The 20070-nt window shown below is 73.1% G+C and carries 20 protein-coding genes and 2 pseudogenes; 9 read left to right on the forward strand and 13 right to left on the reverse strand.

All coding sequences use genetic code 11. The features are described from left to right. Positions 1 to 65: 65 nt before the first annotated feature. Positions 66 to 1718 carry a glutamate--tRNA ligase gene (locus BLW76_RS29590; RefSeq protein ID WP_091313463.1) on the forward strand — a complete coding sequence of 551 codons (1653 nt, stop codon included), beginning with the start codon at positions 66 to 68 and terminating at the stop codon, positions 1716 to 1718. A gap of 18 nt (positions 1719 to 1736) precedes the next feature. Here BLW76_RS29590 and BLW76_RS29595 read toward each other — a convergent pair whose 3' ends face one another. The 5 genes and pseudogenes from BLW76_RS29595 to BLW76_RS29620 form a co-directional block, all read right to left on the reverse strand. Next, positions 1737 to 2114 (reverse strand): hypothetical protein, encoded by a 378-nt coding sequence (locus tag BLW76_RS29595; protein WP_208613410.1) that lies wholly within the window; start codon positions 2112 to 2114, stop codon positions 1737 to 1739. A 36-nt stretch (positions 2115 to 2150) separates the two neighbouring features. Continuing rightward, positions 2151 to 4012, reverse strand: a pseudogene (locus tag BLW76_RS29605) (CheR family methyltransferase). Positions 4013 to 4023: 11 nt separating this feature from the next. Further along, complete coding sequence (locus BLW76_RS29610) at positions 4024 to 4785, reverse strand: anti-anti-sigma factor (RefSeq protein ID WP_091313467.1); 762 nt, start codon at positions 4783 to 4785, stop codon at positions 4024 to 4026. Further along, positions 4782 to 5801: a chemotaxis protein CheB gene (locus BLW76_RS29615; RefSeq protein ID WP_091313470.1), complete on the reverse strand. Its 1020-nt coding sequence runs from the start codon at positions 5799 to 5801 to the stop codon at positions 4782 to 4784. Before BLW76_RS29615 ends, BLW76_RS29610 begins: the two co-directional genes overlap by 4 nt. A 48-nt stretch (positions 5802 to 5849) precedes the next feature. Further along, on the reverse strand, positions 5850 to 6485 hold the full coding sequence (locus BLW76_RS29620) for a chemotaxis protein CheB (RefSeq protein ID WP_091313473.1): 636 nt from the start codon (positions 6483 to 6485) through the stop codon (positions 5850 to 5852). 165 nt (positions 6486 to 6650) lie between these two features. Between BLW76_RS29620 and BLW76_RS29625 the strand changes: the two genes are divergently transcribed. Further along, positions 6651 to 7043: a hypothetical protein gene (locus BLW76_RS29625; RefSeq protein ID WP_091313476.1), complete on the forward strand. Its 393-nt coding sequence runs from the start codon at positions 6651 to 6653 to the stop codon at positions 7041 to 7043. Positions 7044 to 7052: 9 nt separating this feature from the next. Here the strand turns inward: BLW76_RS29625 and BLW76_RS29630 are convergent, their stop codons facing one another. Further along, on the reverse strand, positions 7053 to 7457 hold the full coding sequence (locus BLW76_RS29630; protein WP_091313478.1) for a ChaB family protein: 405 nt from the start codon (positions 7455 to 7457) through the stop codon (positions 7053 to 7055). Between the two features lie 175 nt (positions 7458 to 7632). Between BLW76_RS29630 and BLW76_RS29635 the strand changes: the two genes are divergently transcribed. Beyond that, positions 7633 to 9615, forward strand: a complete 1983-nt coding sequence (locus BLW76_RS29635) for an APC family permease (RefSeq protein WP_091313481.1) — start codon at positions 7633 to 7635, stop codon at positions 9613 to 9615. A gap of 40 nt (positions 9616 to 9655) precedes the next feature. Here BLW76_RS29635 and BLW76_RS29640 read toward each other — a convergent pair whose 3' ends face one another. Then, positions 9656 to 10618: a LysR family transcriptional regulator gene (locus tag BLW76_RS29640; protein ID WP_143060705.1), complete on the reverse strand. Its 963-nt coding sequence runs from the start codon at positions 10616 to 10618 to the stop codon at positions 9656 to 9658. Positions 10619 to 10704: 86 nt separating this feature from the next. Here BLW76_RS29640 and BLW76_RS29645 point away from each other — a divergent pair, with 86 nt between their 5' ends. From BLW76_RS29645 to BLW76_RS29655, 3 genes are read left to right on the forward strand one after another with little or no spacing between them, the layout of a single operon-like run. Next, positions 10705 to 11280 carry a hypothetical protein gene (locus BLW76_RS29645; protein WP_143060706.1) on the forward strand — a complete coding sequence of 192 codons (576 nt, stop codon included), beginning with the start codon at positions 10705 to 10707 and terminating at the stop codon, positions 11278 to 11280. Beyond that, positions 11277 to 11639 (forward strand): SgcJ/EcaC family oxidoreductase, encoded by a 363-nt coding sequence (locus tag BLW76_RS29650; RefSeq protein ID WP_091313492.1) that lies wholly within the window; start codon positions 11277 to 11279, stop codon positions 11637 to 11639. Before BLW76_RS29645 ends, BLW76_RS29650 begins: the two co-directional genes overlap by 4 nt. 5 nt (positions 11640 to 11644) lie before the next feature. Then, positions 11645 to 12025, forward strand: coding sequence for a VOC family protein (locus tag BLW76_RS29655; protein ID WP_167384771.1), 381 nt, complete (start codon positions 11645 to 11647; stop codon positions 12023 to 12025). Between the two features lie 105 nt (positions 12026 to 12130). On the opposite strand, the gene BLW76_RS29660 is transcribed toward BLW76_RS29655, so the two are convergent. From BLW76_RS29660 to BLW76_RS49925, 5 genes are all read right to left on the reverse strand, one after another. Beyond that, positions 12131 to 12436 (reverse strand): hypothetical protein, encoded by a 306-nt coding sequence (locus tag BLW76_RS29660; protein WP_208613411.1) that lies wholly within the window; start codon positions 12434 to 12436, stop codon positions 12131 to 12133. A 147-nt stretch (positions 12437 to 12583) separates the two neighbouring features. Next, positions 12584 to 13384 carry an FkbM family methyltransferase gene (locus BLW76_RS29665; protein WP_244170363.1) on the reverse strand — a complete coding sequence of 267 codons (801 nt, stop codon included), beginning with the start codon at positions 13382 to 13384 and terminating at the stop codon, positions 12584 to 12586. A gap of 493 nt (positions 13385 to 13877) precedes the next feature. Beyond that, a complete protein-coding gene (locus BLW76_RS29675) occupies positions 13878 to 14360 on the reverse strand; it encodes a hypothetical protein (protein ID WP_091313499.1) in 483 nt (160 codons plus the stop codon). After that, on the reverse strand, positions 14357 to 14569 hold the full coding sequence (locus tag BLW76_RS49920; RefSeq protein WP_244170364.1) for a hypothetical protein: 213 nt from the start codon (positions 14567 to 14569) through the stop codon (positions 14357 to 14359). The genes BLW76_RS29675 and BLW76_RS49920 overlap by 4 nt, the downstream gene beginning before the upstream one ends. Positions 14570 to 14711: 142 nt before the next feature. Then, a complete protein-coding gene (locus BLW76_RS49925) occupies positions 14712 to 15095 on the reverse strand; it encodes a DMT family protein (RefSeq protein WP_244170365.1) in 384 nt (127 codons plus the stop codon). Positions 15096 to 15113: 18 nt separating this feature from the next. Between BLW76_RS49925 and BLW76_RS29685 the strand changes: the two are divergent. The 3 genes and pseudogenes from BLW76_RS29685 to BLW76_RS48795 all read left to right on the forward strand — a co-directional run bounded on the left by BLW76_RS29685 (position 15114) and on the right by BLW76_RS48795 (position 16663). Then, a pseudogene (locus tag BLW76_RS29685) lies at positions 15114 to 15826 on the forward strand (SDR family NAD(P)-dependent oxidoreductase). Between the two features lie 28 nt (positions 15827 to 15854). Continuing rightward, on the forward strand, positions 15855 to 16463 hold the full coding sequence (locus BLW76_RS29690; RefSeq protein WP_091313500.1) for a DUF2231 domain-containing protein: 609 nt from the start codon (positions 15855 to 15857) through the stop codon (positions 16461 to 16463). A 41-nt stretch (positions 16464 to 16504) separates the two neighbouring features. Next, the gene (locus BLW76_RS48795) at positions 16505 to 16663 is read left to right on the forward strand and encodes a hypothetical protein (RefSeq protein ID WP_167384772.1); all 159 of its coding nucleotides are present in this window, start codon (positions 16505 to 16507) and stop codon (positions 16661 to 16663) included. On the opposite strand, the gene BLW76_RS29695 is transcribed toward BLW76_RS48795, so the two are convergent. After that, on the reverse strand, positions 16618 to 19950 hold the full coding sequence (locus BLW76_RS29695; RefSeq protein WP_091320020.1) for a TM0106 family RecB-like putative nuclease: 3333 nt from the start codon (positions 19948 to 19950) through the stop codon (positions 16618 to 16620). The two genes, BLW76_RS48795 and BLW76_RS29695, sit on opposite strands and share 46 nt — an antisense overlap. Between the last annotated feature and the right edge of the window lie 120 nt (positions 19951 to 20070).

Below are 20070 nucleotides of genomic sequence, written 5' to 3' on the forward strand. Positions count from 1 at the left end.
CTTCGTCGGCGAAAACGACCACTTTCGCCGAGGCAAGCGCACCACGACGCGGGGAGAACACCCACATGCTGGACCGAGCGGTCATCGACGCCCTCTTCCCTGCCGACCTGCCCGAACCCGAGCACTGGGAGCAGCAGTACCCCGCCCGCGACCTTCCCGAAGGCGCGCTGGTCACCCGCCTCGGCCCGTCCCCGACCGGGTTCGTGCACCTCGGCGGCATCTACGTCGCCACCATCGACCAGGACGTCGCCCGGCGCTCCGGCGGCCGCTACCTGGTGCGCGTCGAGGACACCGACCAGTCCCGCGAGGTCGAGGGCGCCCTCGAGCAGTTCGAGCGCGGCTTCGCCTACTTCGGCCTCGCCGCCGACGAGGACGTCCGCCGCGGCGGCGACTACGGGCCCTACCAGCAGTCCGCCCGCGAGCGCATCTACCTCAGCTACGTCCGCGAACTCCTCCGCCAGGGCAAGGCCTACCTCGACTTCGCCACCAAGGAGGAGCTGGCCGCCATCACCCAGCGGCAGCAGGCCACCAAGCTGCCCACCGGCTACTACGGCAGCTGGGCCATCTGGCGCGACGCCGACCCGGCCGACGTCCAGGCCAAGCTCGACGCCGGCGCCCCGTACGTCGTGCGGTTCCGCGCCCCGGACGACACCGGCGCGCGCGCCCGCTTCACCGACGCCATCCGCGGGCCGCTGGAAGCCGAGGCCAACCGCAACGACGTCGTCATCCTCAAGAGCTCCGACCAGAGCCCGCGGCTGCCGACCTACCACTTCGCGCACGCCGTCGACGACCACCTCATGCGCGTCAACCTGGTGATCCGCGGCGACGAGTGGATCTCGTCGGTGCCGGTGCACCAGCAGCTGTTCGCCGCGCTCGGCTTCGAGCCGATCACCTACGCGCACATCGCGCCGCTGATGAAGCAGGAGGGCGGCAGCAAGCGCAAGCTGTCCAAGCGCAAGGACCCGGAAGCGTCCGTCGACTTCTACATCGAGGCCGGCTACCCGGCCGAGGCGGTCCTGTACTACCTGCGCGGCCTCGCCAACGGCCGGCTCGCGGAAATGCCGCTCGAGCAGGCGCTGACCGAGCCGATCAACCTCGACGAGTGCGGCGTCGCCGGCCCGCTGGTGGACCTGGTCAAGCTCGACGACATCGCCGCCGACCACATCGCCACCCTGTCGGGCGCGGCGATCCTCGAGGCCGTCCGCACCTGGGCCGAGCGGTTCGACCCGGAGCTGCGCCGGGTCCTCGACGAGGAGCCGGACCTGGCCCTGCGCGCGCTGGCGGTCGAGCGCGAGGGGGCCGAGAACCCGCGCAAGGACCTGAAGAAGTGGAGCGAGTTCCGCACGGTCTACGGCTTCTTCTTCCCCCAGCTGCACGCGGCCGTCACCGGGCCGGAGGACGAGCGCATCGCCGCCCTCGGCGTCGACCCGGAGGTCGTGCGGGCCGTGGCGCGCGACTTCGCGGCGGACTACCGCCAGCTCGACGACGGCCAGGAGTGGTTCGACCAGATCCGCGCGGTCGCGGCCAAGCACGGGTTCGCCCGCAACGCCAAGGAGTTCAAGAAGAACCCCGAGGGCTTCCCCGGCTCGATCCGCGAGGCGTCGCAGATCATCCGCATCGCCCTGACCGGGTCGACGCGCAGCCCGGACCTGCACGCGATCACGCAGGCCCTGGGCCAGGACGAGGTCCTCGGCCGGATCGCGGCGCTGACGAAGTAGCGGCGGCGGGCTCCGGCCTCAGGCGCCGGAGCCCTCGTCGTCTTCGAAGGGCCGGAACGCGAACCGCACGACGCTCGGTACCCTTGCCCCGCTGTCGGCCACCGCCGCGACCAACCCTGCCGCGTCCTCGCGGTCCAGGCGGGCCAGCAGGCGGGCCAGCTCCTCCGGCGCCCCCACCGGTTCGCCCGGTGTCTGGATCAGCGTGCGGTGGAGGATGCCCACGTCCCAGCCGTCCGCGCTGCCGCTGCCCGCCGCCGTGCGGATCGTTGCGTCGAGCAGCCAGCGGGGTGGTTTCCCGGTCAGTGCCGGGGTCGCGTGCGCCGTCAGGCCGACCACCTGGTCGGCGCGGAGCAGGCCGTCACTGAGCGTTGCGAGCCACACCTTGGTCAACCCCATGGTTCCACGGATAACACCCCGCGGACGCGATCGCAATCACTCGGGCTGTTCGGTCTTCGTCTCCTCCATCATCAGCAGTGCGCCGTGGCTTTCGCCGTTCGAGGCGCGCAACGGGCTGCACAACAGCCGGACGACCGCCGCGCGGCCGCGCCGGTTGATCGCGTCGAGCGTCAGCTCGCCGTAGTAGCTCGAGTCCGCCAGCGCTTCGCGCACCACCGGGCGGATGTCGGCGACCGGCAGGCCGATGTCCAGGTTCAGCAGGTGCGTGCCTTCGGCTTCTTCGCGCCGCACGCCCCAGAGGTCCTCGGCGCCGCGGTTCCACGCCTTGATCCGCATCTCGGCGTCGATGACGACGATGCCGGCCCGGATCGAGGTGAGCACCGACTCGAGGAACTCGTTGACCTCGTCGAGGTCGAGGCTGCGCTCGCGCAGCGCGTCGTTGATCGTCTGGAGCTCGTCGTTGGTCGACTGCAGCTCCTCGTTCATCGTCTCCAGTTCCTCGTTGGTGGACTGAAGCTCCTCGTTGGTCGTCTCCAGCTCCTCCACTGTGGACTGGAGCTCTTCGTTGGTGGTCTCGAGCTCCTCGTTCGTGGACTGCAGTTCCTCGTAGGCCGACTCCAGCTGCCGGTTCGTGTGCTCCAGCTCGGTGAGCAGCTGGCGCGCCCAGCTCACGTCGTGGAACACCACGGAGACGCCGAGCAGCGCGACTTGTCCTTGTTCACCAACGGGTTGACGTGCACCTCGTACCACACGGTCTCGCCGGCGCGGCGCCACTCGACGTCCTTGATCCGCAGCGACCGGCGTTCCAGCCGGGCCTGCTCGACGTACGCGCGCAGGGCCACCGGGCGGTAGGAGACGTCGAGGTCGCGCAGCGGACGCCCGATGTCGCGTTCGGACAGTCCGAACGCGACTTCCGCCTGGGCGTTGATGAGCGCCGTCGTCTCCGCTTCGGTGACGACGATCTGCGCGACCGGGCTCGCCGAAAAGGCGTGCTCACGCAGTTCTTCGAGGCCGGAGATGTCCTGCGTCCGCCGCTGCGGGAAGCTGTGGGACACGAAGTGGTTGTAGCTCACGGGAGCGTTGACCGCCTTGCGGAAGACCCGCCGCTTGAGGTCGACCGGCTCGAAGATCCTGGTGTGGGACAACAGCATCTCGGCCTTGCCGAGGAAGAGCACACCACGCGGGGCGAGGGCGAAGTGGAACCGCTCGAGGATCTTGGTCTGCGTCTCGGCGTTGAAGTACATCAGCGTGTTGCGGCAGACCAGCAGGTCGATCCGCGAGATCGGCGCGTCCTGCACCAGGTCGTTGCGCCCGAAGATCACCGAGCGGCGCAGGTCCTTGCGGAAGCAGTACCGGCTGCCCTGCAGCTCGAAGTACTGCTCCAGCTGCGCCTCGGTGAGCCCTTCGACTTCCGCTGGGGTGTAGGCCGCGTGCCGGGCCTGCGCCAGCGCCTCGTCGTCGACGTCGGTGGCGTAGATCTTGACCCGCTGCCGGAACGCTTCGACCCCGAGCGCGTCGGCGAAGAGCATCGCCAGGCTGTAGGCCTCCTGCCCGGCCGCGCAGCCGGCGCTCCACACGCGGATCGGCTCTTCGGGGCTGCGCTCGGCCAGCAGGGCCGGCAGCACCTGGTGGCGCAGGTGGTCCCACGCGTCCGGGTCGCGGAAGAAGCCGGTCACGTTGATCAGGATGGTGTTGAACAGCGCGACGAACTCGTCGGCGTTGACCTGCAACTGGTCGATGTAGTCGGCGTAGCTGTCGATCTCGACCTGGCTCATCCGGCGGCGGACCCGGCGCATCAGGCTGCTGCGCTTGTACCCGGTGAAGTCGAAGCCCCGCGACTCCTTGAGGTAGGTGAGCACGGATTCGAACTCGCCGTTGGGTTCCTTGGGCTCGGTCACGGTCCGACACGCTACCCGGCCGGACGGTCACCGGTGGTGCGGGCACGGGGAACCAGCACCACCCAGACGACCTTCCCGCCGGCCCACGACCGGCTGCAGCCCCACGACCGGGCGATCTGCGCCACCAGCTTCAGCCCCATGCCCGGCTCGAACGGGGAGAGCCGTTCGAGCAGCATGGCCGGGCGCGTGTCCTGGTCGGCCACGGCCACGGTGCACACCCCCCGGCGCAGGTCGAGCCGCAGCTTCGGCTCGGAAGCGGTGTGCCGCAGCACGTTCTCGACCAGTTCGGTGGCGATCAGCCGGGCGTCCTCGCCGAGCTCGGGCACGCCCCATTCGCCCAGCCGCTCCGTCACGAACTCCCGGATCTGCGCCGAGGCGCCGTCGCTGCGCGGGAAGACCCGTTCGCACCGGCGGCGCACCGGATGGTCCAGCGCCGCGGTGGCCGCCGCCAGGTCGGTGCGCACCGGGACGTAGCGGTCGACCACGTGCCGGCTCAGCAGTCCCCGGTGGCCGTCGCTCGCGACGACCGTGAACGGGATCGCCGGCCAGTCGCCGATCCGCATGGCGACCAGGGAGAAGACGCTCACCAGCGAGGAGTCTTCGATGGCCAGCTCGCTGATGTCGGCCACCAGTCCGTCCGGCGCGTCGGTCGCGATCTTGAGCAGCCCGTCGCGCACCGTCGAATACGAGGCGATGTTCAGCTCACCCGTCACCCGGACGACGGTCGCCTGCTCGTGGCGGCCGACGGCCAGCTGGATGGCGCCGGAATTCATGGTGCCGTCGTTTCCTCACCCACGACGTCGGTCGTGCCGAGCAGGAACCGGCGCAGCGTCTCCGCCGCTTCGGCGGCTTCCCTGGCGGACGCGGCGTAGCGTTCCGCCAGGCCGCCCGGGTGCCTGCCGGACAGCTGAGCGGCCAGCTTCCGCGCCAGTCCCGCCTTCTCGTCGAGTGCGCGCAGTGCCTTCTGGAGCGCGAACCGGAATTCCCCGTCGTGGGCCGCCAGCAGCGCCTGCGCCGACCAGGCGTGCCCGATCCGGCAGCGGTACCGGCCCGCCGGGTCGACCTCGGTGAGCGCACCCTGGCAGTCGGGGCAGGTGTACCCGGATCCGCTTTCCTCGTCCCCGGGCGGGAACACCCCGGCCCGCACGGAGTCGCGGGCGATCCGGTCCTCCAGCACGAGCGATTCGGCAGGCGGCGAGACCTCGGCGGGCTCCACCGGCATCCGGACGAGCTTGTCGAGCAGCGCGCCGAGCTCGACGGCCCGCACCACGTGCTCGGTGTCCACCAGGGCCAGCGCGTTCGCCGGCATACCGCTGTACAGCGCGTCGACGGGGTCCTGGACGACGGCGACCCCGCCCCGGTCCACGATCGCGCGGAGCCCGGCCGCCCCGTCGTCCAGCACGCCCGAGAGCACTACGCCGACGGCCTTCGGCCCGTGGGTCAGGGCGGCCGAGCGGAAGGTCGCGTTGATCGCCGGCCGGTGCCCGTTCTCGGTCGGTCCCTGCGTCAGGACGAGGACTTCCTCGCCCGTGAGCAGGTGCCGGTCGGGAGGTGCGACGTACACGGTGCCCGGCTCGATCGGCATGCCGTGCCGCGCGGACCGGGCGGGCAGCGAGCCCGCGCGGTCGAGGATCCGGGCCAGCGCGCTCTCCGTCCCGGCCGGCAGGTGCATGGTGACCAGCACCGCGGCGGGGAAGTCCGGGGGCAGGGCGGACACGATCGTGCGCAGCACCTCGACGCCGCCGGCGGAAGCGCCGATGACCACGAGGTCGCGCCGGAAGGGCGGCACGGGCGTCCACCTCCTCACTTCGGACCTCACGGTAGTGGAGACCGTCCACTACTGCGGGTAGCCCCCACCGGGCGGGCTAAACGCGGGATTCCCCACGGCCGCCGCGGCGACGTGGCCGAGGACGGCGGCGGCGATCCCGGGGAGCGGCAGCACGGCGTCGACCAGGCCGGTGCCGATGGCGGCACCGGGCATGCCGAAGTGCGCCGACGTCGCCTCGTCCTGCGCGAACACGGTACCGCCGCAGCGGGCCACGGCACGGATGCCGGCTTGGGCGTCGGTGCCCTTGCCGGTCAGGACGACCGCCAGCGCGCGGGGTCCGCAGGTGACGGCGAGGGTGACCAGCAGCAGGTCGGCCGACGGCCGCGCGGGCGGCAGGGCGCCGACGTCCACCAGCACGATCCGCTGCTCCGGCGTCAGCAGCAGGTGGCGGGCGGCCGGGACGACGAGGGCGACGCCGGGGACGAGCACGTCGCCGTCCGCCGCTTCGGCCACCGGCAGCGCCGTCCGCCCGGCCAGGATCGAAGTCAGGTGGCTCGTCCGGTACGGGTCCAGGTGCTGGGCGACCAGCACCGCCGCGGGGAGATCCGCGGGCAGCGGGCCGAGCACCTGCGCGAGGGCGTCCAGGCCGCCGGCCGAGGCCACCAGGGCGACGACCGGGAACCGCACCGGATGGCCGGTGGTCACCGGCGTTCACCGCCGACATCGACCGGCCTGATCCGCCGTGCTGCTCGACGGCCCCGCACGGAACCCATCGTGACACGGAAACAACCCGGCGACCAGCGAACCGTCTTCGCCGCGGACATGAGATGCTCGACCGCGCAGGCAGGCCGAAGGCGGGAGGCGCAGCGGGTGACCACCTGGATCGACGTGATCAACTTTGTCCGGACGCGGTACGAGGTCCTCGAGGAGTCGGAGGGCTGGCTGCGGTTCCGGCTGGAGGGGCCGCGGAACCGGACCCAGCAGGTGACGGCGCACCACCTCGCCGAGCTCGACGGCGGCTCGTGGATCGAGATCTCCTCCCCGGTCGGCTGGGCCGACAAGGTCGATCTCCGGCGGCTGCTCGAGCTCGCCGGCGGCTCGGCCGTCGGCGGTGCGGCGGTGGTGGACGGCGTCGCGCTGCTCAAGCACACCGTGCCGCTGGAGGACCTCAGCATCCAGGAGGAGTTCGAGCGCCCGCTCAAGGCGGTCGTCGCCCGCGCGGACGCCTTCGAGCAGGAGCTCACCGGTGCCGACGACTTCTGATCACCGGGTTCACCCGGAGCGGCGGGCCCGGTCGGTGCGGCGCCGGTTCTCCTTCTCCAGCGCGGTGACGAGCTCCTCCTTGGACATCCGCGACCGGCCGGGGATGCCGAGCTGCTTGGCGCGCTCGTAGAGGTGCTGCCGGCTCGCCGTGGCGTTGACGCCGCCGCGGGTCGGCTTCTCGGGCTGCCCCGCTCCCCCGGCGGCCTGCTCGTCCGACGGGCCGCGCTCGGGTTTGGGCTCCCAGTGGTCGCCGACCTTCTCGAAGGTGTGCTTCAGGGCGGCGAAGGCGGTCTGCTGGGCCCGCCGGCCGGGACCGTAGGTCTGCAGCGCGGAGTCGTGCGCGGCCACCCACGTGTCCTGGGCCTTGCGCGGTGATCGCAGCACGGTGCTGGGCAGGTCTTCGCGTCCGGGCATGTCGCCTCGGCTACCCCGGCTCGCCGCGCCGAAACGCCCCTTCGCCGATCCGGTCGCTCTTGCCGCCCGCCGGCACTACCGTCCGAAGAGGACCGGAGCCTCCCGTGCGGTGTCGGTCCGGGGTCGGGCATGCTGGTGACCGGTGTTTTCGGGGCGAGGGGACGAGAGGGAAAAAATGGGTGTTTCACCCGATTTGACCGTACCGGCGAGCGTCGAAAGCCCGGTGACGCCGCCACCACCCGCGTCCGGCGTGGCCCGATGGCTGCTGGAGCACCGCGTCGCACCCGTCGGCCGCGCGGGCGGTGAAGACCACGGCACGCCGCAGTCCTGGTGGAAGGTCATGTGCCTGACCGGCGTCGACTACTTCTCCACCCTCTCGTACCTGCCGGGCATCGCCGCGCTCGCCGCCGGGGCGCTCTCGCCGCTGGCGACCCTGCTGATCGTCGCGCTGACGCTGCTCGGGATGCTCCCGATGTACCGCCGGGTCGCCCGCGAAAGCCCGCACGGCCAGGGCTCGGTCGCGATGCTGGAGAACCTGCTGCCGTTCTGGCGCGGCAAGCTCTTCGTGCTCACCCTGCTCGGGTTCGTCGCCACGTCGTGGATCATCACGATCACGCTGTCCTCGGCGGACGCCACCGTGCACATGCTGGAGAACCCGTACCTGCCGGGCTTCCTGCACGGCCACGCGGTGCTCATCACCGTCGTGCTGCTGCTGATCCTCGGCGGGGTGTTCCTGCTCGGCTTCAGCGAGGCCGTCGGCGTCGCCATCCCGCTCGTCGCGGTCTTCCTGCTGCTCAACGCCGTGGTGACGGTGGCGGGCGTGATCGACCTGGTCGGCGATTCGGCCGCCCTCTCCCACTGGACCGACGCGCTGACCGCGGGCGGCGGCGGGTTCACCGGCGTCATCGGCCCGGCCGTCATCGCGTTCCCGATGCTGGTGCTGGGCCTCTCCGGCTTCGAAACCGGGGTCAGCATGATGCCGCTGGTCGCGGCCGACGGGAAGAACGCCGAGGAGAAGCTGGAGTCGCGGATCCGCAACACGCGGAAGCTGCTGACCGCCGCCGCGCTCATCATGTCGGTGTTCCTGATCGCGACGAGCTTCGTCACGACGGTGCTGATCCCCGCCGAGGCCTTCAAGGAGGGCGGCGAGGCCAACGGCCGTGCCATGGCCTACCTCGCCCACCGCGAGCTCGGCGAGCTCTTCGGGACCGTGTACGACATCAGCAGCGTGCTGATCCTCTGGTTCGCCGGTGCCTCGGCGATGGCCGGGCTGATCAACATCGTCCCGCGCTACCTGCCGTCCTACGGCATGGCGCCGGAGTGGGGCCGCGCCGTCCGGCCCGTGGTGATCGTCTACACGGTGATCAGCGTGCTCATCACGATCGCGTTCGGCGCGGACGTCAACGCCCAGGCCGGCGCCTACGCGACCGGCATACTGGCGATGATGGTCTCCGGCGCGGTCGCGGTCAGCATCTCGGCGATCCGGCGGCGCCAGCGCGGCGCGGCCATCGGCTTCGTCGTCCTCACGATCGTCCTGCTGTACGCGCTCGTCGAAAACGTCATCGAAAAACCGGACGGGATCGCCATATCGGCCCTGTTCATCCTCGGGATCATCGTCGTCTCGCTGGTGTCCCGCGTTTCCCGCACGACGGAGCTGCGCGCGGACCGCATCGAGTTCGACGACGAGGCCCGCCGGTTCATCGCCGATTCCATTGCCCACGACGGTGCCCTGAACGTCATCGCCAACAAGCGGCAGGGCGGCGACGAGGCCGAGTACGCCGAGAAGGAAGCCGAACAGCGTGGCATGAACCCGGTGCCCGGCGCCGCCGACATCCTGTTCCTGGAGATCGACGTCGTGGACCCGTCGGAGTTCAGCAACGTGCTCCAGGTGCGCGGCGTGGAGATCGACGGCTACCGGATCCTCCGCGCGAACAGCCCCGCGGCACCCAACGCGATCGCCGCGATCCTGCTGACCCTGCGCGACGTGACGGGCGTTCGCCCGCGGTGCTATTTCGAGTGGTCGGAAGGCAACCCGCTCGGCCACCTGTTCCGGTACCTGCTCCTCGGCCGCGGCGACACCGCGCCGGTGGTCCGGGAGATCATCCGCAGCGCCGAGAAGGACCCGGCCCGCCGGCCCGCCATCCACGTCGGCGGGTGAGCGGCGCGGGGCAGCGTCACGGCAGGGTTCACGGCAGGGTTCACGGCAGGGCGAACGCTGCCCCGCCGTCGTGCCACCACCGCCGGTAGCACGGCGCGCCCTCGACCAGGGCGAGGTACCCGCGCTCGATCTCCGCGCAGACCTCGTCCACCAGCGCGGCCAGCGCCGAGTCCGTCCGCCACGCCAGGACCAGCTCGCGGTACAGCGGTGTGCCGGTCAGGGCCAGGGTCGCCAGGCCGTCGCGGGCCGTGCCGATCGGGTACAGCGGGCAGATCGCGCGGTGGCCCGCCACGAGCGCGAACGCCACGTGGGCCTCCGTCGTGAAGTGCGTGATGCGCTGGCCGAACCCCGCCGTGGCGCACGCGCGGTCGAAGAACTCGTTCATGCCGCTGTCGTCGGGATCCGGCATCACCCACTTCTCCTCGGCCAGCTCGGCGAGGCCGACCGACTTGTGCCCGGCGAGCCGGTGGTGCTCGGAGACGCCGACGAAGATCGGCTCGCGCAGCAGGAGCCGCCGCTCCACCCCGTCGGGCAGGGTCAGCGGGAAGCCCGGGAACTCGCGCAGCACCGCGACGTCGAGTTCGCCCGAGCGCAGCAACGCGGTGAGCGTGCCCGTCTCGCGGATCGTGCGGCTGGTCACCTCGCGACGCGGCACCAGCGCGGTGAGGGCGTTGACGAGCAGGCTGAACTGCTGCGCCGGGATCCCGCCCACCTTCACCGGCGCACCCGCCTCGCTGCGGGCGTTCACCCGGGCGGTGCGTTGCAGGATTTCGAACTGGCGCAACAGGTTCCGCGCGTCGCGCACGAGCTCGGCGCCGGCGTGGGTGGGCAGCACGCCGTCGGCCGAGCGGACGAACAGGGAACCGCCGAAGAAGCGCTCGATCCGCTTGAGCTGGGTGGTCACCGCGGGCTGGCTGAGGTGCAGCCGCGCGGCCGCCCGGCGCAGGCTCCCGGCGTCCGCGATCGCGACCACGAGTTCGAGGTGCCGCAGTTCCAGGCGCATGATCACGACGTTATCGCCCGATGCAATAGGGTCACCCCCCGGACGGCCGTGGCCGCCGCGCCCGGCGCGCGGTTACGTTGCCCCGCGTGACAGTTCCGGTGTTGTTTTCCGGTGACGTCCTGCGCCGGTTCCTCGGCGCGGCGGCCACCGAATACGCGTTCATCACCCCCGAAGAGCCGAGACCCTGTTTTGCGGTCCTGCTCGGCACTTTCGCCGAAGACGCGCTCGTGGTGTCGGACCTCGCCTTCGGCCGCAATGCCCGCACGACCGACCCCAGCGCCCGCGCCGAATTCGCGGCGGCGATCGTCCCCCGCTTCGGCTCGGCGTACGAAAACCCGGTGCGTGCCTGGTGGTTCGAGCCCGCGGACCTGCTGCGCATCACGCGCGACGCCGAGGCACGCGGCCTCGACGTCCTCGGCTCGCTGCACCTGCACCCGGACTGGCACCGGCTCGGCCCGGAATGCGAACGCGACCGTCCACTGAGCGAGCGGCCGACCCCGATGGACGAATACGTCTTCCGCGCGGCGGGCTGGCCGTTGAACGTCGTCTGCTACCTCGAACGCCGCCGCGGCGGTTTCTACTATTCCCTGGCCGCGTGGGACGGCGACTGCGCGCCGTTGTCGCTGCGGGTGCACGCCTCGGCGGAAATGGTGGGCGTATGACCGACGACGCGATCCGCGCGCTGTGGCAGACGATGGCGGCGGGCTGGAACGCAGGCGACGCCGTCCGGTTCGCTTCGGTTTTCGCCGCCGACGTCGACTTCGTGAACGTCCGCGGGGAAGCGCTTTCCGGCCGCGGCGCCGTCGCCGGGACGCACGCCGGGCTCTTTTCCGGCGCCTACCGCGGGACGACGCTGGCCGCCTCGGTGACGTTGGTCCGCCGGCTGACGCCGGAGCTCTCGCTGGTGCACGTGACGTCGGAGATCCGGCCCGCCGGGGTCGTGACGCACGCCCAGGCGGTGGTGCGGCACGCCGGGGCACCGGAGATCGCCGCCTTCCACAACATGATCCCGAAAGGATGATTCGCATGAGCCGCCCCCGGCTGCGCCACCTCGCCATCGTCGTCCGCGACGCGCCGCGGATGGCCGAGTTCTACTGCACGCAGTTCGGCATGGAGCAGTTCCACACCGACCCGGACGGCAGCTGTTTCGTGACCGACGGCTACCTCAACCTGGCCCTGATCCAGCACCAGCTGACCGGCGACGTCCCGGCGGGCTTCAACCACTTCGGTTTCGAGGTCCCGGCGGTGGCCCCGCTGGCCGACACCCTCGAGGCGGCGGGTGTCCCTCGCCCGGTCCTGCGCGGCGGCGACCGGCCGTTCGCCGAGTACCGGGCGGTGGACCCGGAGGGGAACTGGTTCGACCTGTCGGAGCACGGGTTCCTGCCGCCCTCGGTGGCCGATCGGTAGCGGTGAGGCCGGCTACGACGTCATGAACGACTCTTTCATGACGTCTGGCGCCAGGAAAGGGTCGTTCATGGCATCGGCCCGGCCGTCCGACGGGAGACGGGCCGCTTACCTGCCCGCGGGCGGCGGCCCGGCCCGGCGCACCGGCGCCCGCGCCGGACCACGACCGTCCTGCGGCCGCGGCGCCCGAGCCGGCGCCCGGCCCGGCGCACGCGCAGGTCCACGCGCCGGAGGCGGCGCCGCCGGGCGGCTCGCCCGGACCGGGCGCTCCTCCGGCGGGACCGGGCGGGGCCGGTTGACCCAGGAGTCGAACAGCAGGATCAGCCCCGCGAACGCGGCGCAGCCGACCCCCAGTGCCCAGTGGACCAGTGCGCCGAGGATGCCGGCGACGGCCAGTACCGGCAGCACCGCCATCAGGCAAAACGGGTCGATTCTGCCGAATTTCGGGCGTGAGGCCCCGTCTCGGGGACTCACCGTGCGGTCTCCGGGTTCCTGCGCGCCATTCCAGCAGTATGCAACGGCGGACCCCCGTCCTGCCACATGATCACGCCCGGTCACCGGTCATGACTGCCGGCGGACCGCGAAGACCATCCCGATGTCGGCCGCCTCCTGGACGGGGTCCTGCACGGCCTCGACCGTGAACCCCCGCGTGGCGAAGATCTCGCCGACGGTGTCCCGGTTGCGCCGCCACCCTTCGACCTCGACGACGGCCTGCGCCACCCGGGGCCAGTGCCGGTCCTCGAGTCCCCGCAGCACGTCGAGTTCGGCGCCCTCGACGTCGACCTTCAGCAGGTCGACGCGCTCGATGCCCTGTTCGTCGAGCACCGCCGACAGCGGCCGGACGCGGACGCGGTGCGTCTCCAACTCCCGCATCACCCGCAGCTTGCGCCCGACGATCCCGCGCAGGATCGGCGCCGGCACGCGGCTCGGGCCCGCGCCCAGCCCACCTCGGCGGATCATCTCGACGATGCTGGCGGTGACCCGGCGCCGCTCGGCGTCGACGTTGGCCGCGTCACGCCATGACGACGAAAAGATGGTCGCCGCCGGGAAGTAGCTGAAGTCGAGCTCGTCCTCGGCGGCCGCCAGCCCGTAGGGCAACGCCGTGAGCCGGCCGGCGAAGAAGTCGCGGCCGTTGCGCTCCAGCGTCGCGTGCAGGGGCGGGAGGGGCTCGAACGCGTAGATCCGCACGTCGCCGTCCAGGCGCTCGTACACGGCCGCGGAGAAGACACCGACGTTGGCGCCGACGTCGAGGACGGTCGCGCCGGGAGCGAGCTCGACGCCGTGGGCGAAGTAGGCGCCGACCTCCTCGCGCAGGAAGGACACCTCCCACGGGTTGACGCTGTGCAGGTCGATCGTGTCCATGGTCACGAGCAGAGGCTTATCAGCATCGGGCGCCGCCGGGCACCCCCGTTCGGCGGCTGCTCCGCACCGCGGCGGTCCGCGACAGCGGGCACCACGCCCGGCAGCGGCGATCAGGGCCTCGGCCAACACCGACCCAGCTCGGCACCTGGGCCGGCTTCAACCAGTCGCGCGGCCCGACCGAGCGCCGGCCCGACCGGGCGGCGGCCCGACCGAGCGGCCCAATCGCCCAACGGCCCAACCGCCCAGCGGCCCGGCGACCCAGCGGCCCGGCCGCCCGGCGGCCCAACCGCCCAGCAGCCCAGCGACCCAGCGACCCAGCGGCCCAGCCGCCCGGCAGCCCAACCGCCCGCCAGCCCAGCGACCCGGCAGCCCAGCGACCCAGCGGCCCGACCGCCCGGCAGCCCAGCGGCCCGGCGGCCCGGCGGGCGAGCAGCCCGGCAGCCGACCGGCGCCCGCGGAAGCCCCGGCCCTCAACCCGCCTGGAAACCCGGTTTCAGCGATCCACCCCGCCCCCGCGCTCGCCTTCCACGTGCAGCGCGCCCTGCTCCGGCCCCGCGGCCACCGCCGACCCCGCTTCCGTGCCCACCTGGTCCGGCTCCCGGTCCGCCGGGGGCCCGTCCCCCTCGACCGGTTGCAGCTGGAGCGGGTTGTCCGGGGTTGCGCCCGTGTCCGGGTCCGCGTCCGCCTGCTGGTCCGCCCGGACCGAGGCGCCCGCCGGGGGGACCTCCGTGGCCGGGTCCGGGAGTTCCTCTCCTATGCGGTCGCCGAGGCCTCTCGGGTGGGCCTGCTCCCACGGTGTCATCCCGTACTTCGTCACGCCCGACCAGTGTTCCGGGGGATCCATGCCCTCTTCCAGGGGGTCGGCGCGGATCCGGTCCTCGTCGAGGTCCTCCGCGCTGTTCAGCGCCACCGGATCCGTCTCGACGGCGTCCGGTTCGCCGGTGTCCTGCGGCGGGTCGTAACTCGGTTCGGTCATGTTCCCCGGGCTTCCACGCGGGCAAGACGGCGAAACACCGGACGGCGGCAGCCCTCCCCGGTGCGGGCCGGCAACACCACGCCCACCACCACCGCCACCGCCGCGGCCGGGGCCCACACGAACGCGTGACCCGGCTCGAGGCGCTCGCCCGTCGGCAACCGGGCGGCCGGCACCGCCGCGAGCGGGTCCGCCAGCACCAGGGCGGGCATCGACCACGACAGCGAACCCCGGGCGTACGCCTGCTGGCTGCCAGCTGCGCGACCACCGCCACCGCGAGCGCCGCCCACAGCGCGCTGCCGCCCAGTGCCGCCGACGGGCCGCGTTCCTCGAACGTCTTCACCGCCGCCGAAATCAGCACCGCCACCACGCCCGCCGCCGCGCCGCACGCCAGTGCGCCCCACGGGCCGCGGCGGATGCGGCTGCACACTGCGACCAGGCCCACCGCCAGGAGCACCGCGGCGACGACCGCGAACCACCGTGGCAGGTGGTCGCCGGTGCCCGGCGGGCCGCGACCAGGAACACCGCCAGGCCGCCGCACGTCAGCACGGCGCCGGTCGCGTCGAGCCGGGACGGCAGGCACCGGTCGCGCACCGACCGGACCGCCAGCGCGACGACCAGTCCGCCGGCCAGCACGGGCTGCACGATCGAGACCGGCGCCAGCGCCAGCGCGACCACCTGCAGCACCGTCCCGGCCACCGTGGCGCCCTGACCCACCATCCACTTCGGACGCCGCACCAGCAGGTGGCCGTGCTGATGGGTGCGTCGAGCGGGATCGGGCGCGCCACGGCGCTCGCCTTCGCCTCGCAGGGGGCGCGTGTCGTGTGCGCCGGCCGCACCGAGCGGGCCCTCGGCGCCCTGGTCGACGAGATCACGGCCGCGGGCGGCACGGCGCTGGCCGTGCCCACCGACATCGCCGATCCGGCCGCCGTCCGTGCCCTGGTCCAAGCGGCCGAGGCGGAGTTCGGCCGGATCGACACCTCGGCCGCGTCGAAGACATCACCGACGAAGAGTTCGACCGCGTGCTGCGGATCAACTTCCTGGGCCACGTCCACGGCGTGCGCGCGGTGCTGCCCGCCCTGCGGCGCGCGGGCGGCGGCTCGGTGATCGGCGTCGCGTCGGTCGAGGGCGTGCGGGCGGCGCCGCTGCACGCGCCCTACACCGCCAGCAAGTTCGCGCTGCGCGGCTTCTACGACTGCCTCCGCATCGAGCTCGCGCAGGAGGGTGCCCCGATCGCCGCGCTGACCGACGCGCTGCTGTCGCTGCGCCGGATCGGCTCCCGCAGCTTCCGGAACACGTTGCCGGACAACGGCACCGACAACGTCGACTCCACTGTGGACGAACCGGGGCAGGTCCACGGCAGCCACCCCGGCAAGGTCGTCCGGGGCCGCGCGTTCACGAAGCTGTTCGGCACGCTGCCCCGGCCGGGCGACCTCCTCACCGCGGCGGTGTCGCGCCGGCACGGTTGACCGGCGCGCGGCGGGGTAGCCGCAGCGCATGGATCCCCGACGCGATGGTCACGCCCGGTCGAAGCCCGCCTGGGCGCACCGGGCCCTGCGGAAAGCGGAAGACGCCGCGGTGCTCGACGGCCCGGCCACCCGGCTCGAGCGGGTGCTGAACGGCGAGAGCGGCGTGACGCGGCAGCTGCGCGGCCACAGCCTCGGGCACCCGCTGCACCCGATCGCGGTGACGGTGCCCATCGGCGCCTGGCTGTGCTCGGCGGCGTTCGACCTGCTCCCGGGCGGCGGCGACACCGCGCGTCGCCTGGTCGCGGCCGGCCTGGTGACCGCCCCGGCGGCGATGGTGCTCGGCCTGGCCGACTACACGGGCCTGGACCGGCGGCAACGCCGGGTCGGCCTGGTGCACGCGGCGGCGAACGCCACGGCGACGGCCCTGTTCGGCGCGTCGTACCTGGCCCGCCGCGCCGGTCGCGGTGGACGGCTGTTCGGGATGCTGGGCCTGGCCGCGGCCGGTCTGGGTGGGGCGCTCGGCGGGCACCTCGCGTACGCCCAGGGTGCCGGGGTGTTCCGCTGGCAGTCCCTCGACGAAGTGACTCCGGCCGAACTCGCGGGCGACGACCCGGCCGCGCCGCGCAACCCCGCGTGATCCCGCGCTTTGATCACCGGCGCCCGGGGTAACCGCCCCGCATGAGCGAAGCCGAGAACCGCCCCCTGACCCCCGACGCGCCGGCCCCTCCAGGCACCCCGGAGCTCGACCTCGACGTCGAAATCCCCGAGACCGACCGGAAGGCGCCCGGCTCTCAGGACGTCGACGAGGACGCCGGCGAGATCGAACCGCCGAGCTGACCCGCCGGCCACGGCCGCGCCCCGGTCAGCAGGCCGATCATGCCCGCGACCAGGCGCATCTGGTCGACCGTCCGGATGTCGGCCTCGACCAGCCGGGGTGAGCACACCAGCACGGCCAGCACCTGCGCGCGCGACAGCGCCACGTTCAGCCGGTTGCGCGACAACAGGAAGTCCAGGCCGCGCGGCAGGTCGACCGCCGACGACGACGTCATCGTCGCGATCACCACCGGGGCCTCCTGGCCCTGGAAGCGGTCGACCGTGCCCACCCGGACCCCCGGGTAGCCGGCTTCCTCCAGCGCCCGCGTCACGGTCCGCGCCTGCAGGTTGTAGGGCGCGACGACGAGGATGTCGTGGTCGCCCAGCGGCCGCGCCGGACCGTGGTCCGTCCACAGGCGACCGTGCACTTCGGACACGATCCGCACGACGGCCGCGGCCTCCTCCACCGAACGGGTCGTGTTGCCCTGGTGGTCGACCTCGGCCAGGTACAGGCCCGCGTCGACGCCGTCGATAGCGCGGTCCGCGGCCGACGGGTGGGCGTGCAGCCGTCCGGCGTAGGACAGCTTCGACACCGGCTCGCACACGGCCGGGTGCAGGCGCCGCGTCTCGTCGAGGAAGTACCCCAGCTCGGCCGGCATGATGTCGGCCTCGCCGATCAGGTGGCCCAGCGCCGACGCCTCCGCGCCCGCCGGGTGCGTGCCCTGCACGACCTGCGGCAGCTGCTGCGGGTCGCCCAGCAGCAGGACGTTGCGGGCGCACATCGACACCGCCAGCGCGTCGGCCAGCGCGAACTGGCCCGCCTCGTCGATGATCAGCAGGTCGAACGGCTCCTCGCGGACCGCGGCGTTGGCGAACGTCCACGCCGTGCCGCCGACCAGGTGCCCGGTGTCGTGCTCGGCCCGCCACTTCACCAGCGCCGGGTTGCTCTTCGGCTGCTCCCACGGCGCGGCCGGGTCCGGCGTCTTCTTCGCGCGCTTGGCGCACGGCAGGTCGGGCGCGCTCTTCTTGGCCGCGCTGAGCACGTTCTCCACGGCCTTGTGGCTGGTGGAGGTGACCGCGACGGTCCGCCCGGCCCGCACGAGCCGGGCGATCAGCCGCCCGGCCAGGTAGGTCTTGCCCGCCCCCGGCGGCCCCTGCACGGCCAGCGCCGAGCCGTCGAGCCCCTCGACCGCGTCGATCACCGTGGCCACCAGGTCCTCGCCGGGCGGCGGCAGCGCCGCGCCGCCCCGCAGCCGCGGCGGGGTCCGCCGGAGCAGGTCGACGCCGGGGTGGCGCGGCAGCTCCGGGAGCGTGTCGACGACCAGGCGCGCGAGGTCGGCCACCGCCTCGTCCTTGGGGGACGGCCGCACCGGGCTGCCCGGCAGCACCGCGTTCGGCCGGTCGTTCGTGGTCGCGTCCGGCGGGCAGCTCTCCTCCAGCGTCAGCTCCACCGCCGACGCGGCGACGACCTTCGCGTCGCGGGCCGTGTCGCCGTAGCGCAGCCGCACGTCGTCGCCGGGGGCGAACGGGTGCGGCCGGTCGGGGTCGCACGCCAGCTGCAGCGTCCGCTTCGCCGTGCGCACCCGGCCCGCCGGCGGCACCCACTCCCCCGCCTCCAGCGCGACCGGCACGGCGCAGGTGGTGTCGACCTCGAGGTCGCCGAGCGGGGCGGCGAGCTGGCGGAAGTACTCCCACCAGGCCGGGTTCGTCTCGCGGCGGTGGTAGCCGACCGACGCCGCCAGCAGCGCGCGGGCCCGCTCGTCGGCGGTGAACCGGCCCGGGTCGTCCGGCAGGCCGTCGAGCAGGGGGTCGACCAGCGCGGCCAGCTGCGCGGCCCGTTCGGCGCGCCGCTCGGCGGCGACGTCCTCCTCGGCCGCGCGCAGCAGCGCGTCCTCGGCGGACTCCTCCGCCGGCTCCGGGACGTCGATGCCCGCGTCGGCGCGGACGCGGTGCAGGAACTCGAACAGCCGCCGCGCGGAGACGCAGTCGTCCTCGGTGTTCTCGCCGATGCGGCGCAGCGCCTCGTCGGCGCGTTCCGGCTCACCGGACTGCGCGAACGCCAGGTACTCCTCGTACGCCTCGACGTCGGACACGGCGGTCTTCGCGCGGGCGCCGGGCTGGTAGAGCGGCTCGAGGTGGCGGATCGAGTACGACCGCTGCGACACGCGCAGCGCATTGCGCACGACCGCGTGCAGGTCGACGACCGCGCCGCTGCGCAGCAGGTGGTCGACGGTCTCCTCGCGGGTGCCGTGCACCGCCGCGAGCCGCTTGATCGCGGTGACCTCGTACGGCGCGTAGTGGTAGACGTGCGAGCCCGGGTGCTCGGCGACGCGCGCCGCGGCGAAGTCGACGAACTCCTCGAACGCGCGCCGCTCCTGGGCGCGGCTGTGCGCCCAGAACGGCGTGAACTCCCGGTCGCTCACCGCGCCGAAGAGGTACTCCAGCCCCTCCCCGGCCAGAGCGTGCGGATCGCCGGCCAGGTCGACGAACACGTCGCCCGGCGCCGGGGCCGGCAGGGCGGCCAGCTCATCCGGATCGACGATCTCGTAGGAGACCTCGCCGGTGGTGTCCTGCCGGACCTGCAGTGCGGCCTGGGCGCGCAGGGTCGCGAACGCCGTCGCGGACAGGTCCCGCGGGCGGTCGTCCGGGCCGGCGGCGGCCAGCGCGTCGATCGAGCCGAGCCCGGCGGCGACGAGCTTGCGGCGCTGGTCACCGCGCATCCCCGCGACCAGCGAGAGGTCGCGGTCGGCTTCCCGCGCGGACGCGCAGTGCTGGGCGAACCCGCAGCCGGCGCAGGCCGGGCGTTCGTCGGCCCACAGCGGGACCGGCAGCCGCGGCGGCCGTCCGGCGAGCCGGGTCCGCAGCCGGTCGACCAGCGGCCGGAAGTCCTCGACGCGCAGTGTCCGGGTGCCGCCGTCGGTCAGCCGGAGGTGCAGGTGCGGTCCGGCCGGCCACCCGGCGCGGCGCACGGCGTCGGCGCACGCGGTCAGCTTGACCACCGCGGCGGGCGTCGCCTGCCGGACCGGGGTCGTGTCGTGGACCTCGTAGCGGCCTTCGCCGTCCTGGACCAGAAGATCCGCCTGCGCGGCGAACTCGCCGTCGAGGAAGACGGCCCGGTGGATCACCGGCACGCCGGAGCGCAATGCCTCCTCGGTCGCCTTCGCGGCGAGCGCGAGGTCTTCGACGCCGGCGGTCTCGTGGCCGCCGGGCTCGGGCAGCGGCGCTCCCGGCAGACCCGCGGCCAGCGCCTGGACGAGGAGGCTGCGGTGCTCGCAGTCGAGCAGGTCGGCGAGATCGGCTGGGGTGAGCATCGCCGCGAAGTCTGACACGGGCGATCATCCGGGCCGGGGCAGGCCGTCCCGACACGCCGAAACTTTCGGGATTTCCCCGGTATATCGCCAATTCTTGACAGCGCGGACCGAACCCCGCAA

This window comes from Amycolatopsis tolypomycina (genome assembly GCF_900105945.1).
Taxonomy (GTDB): domain Bacteria; phylum Actinomycetota; class Actinomycetes; order Mycobacteriales; family Pseudonocardiaceae; genus Amycolatopsis; species Amycolatopsis tolypomycina.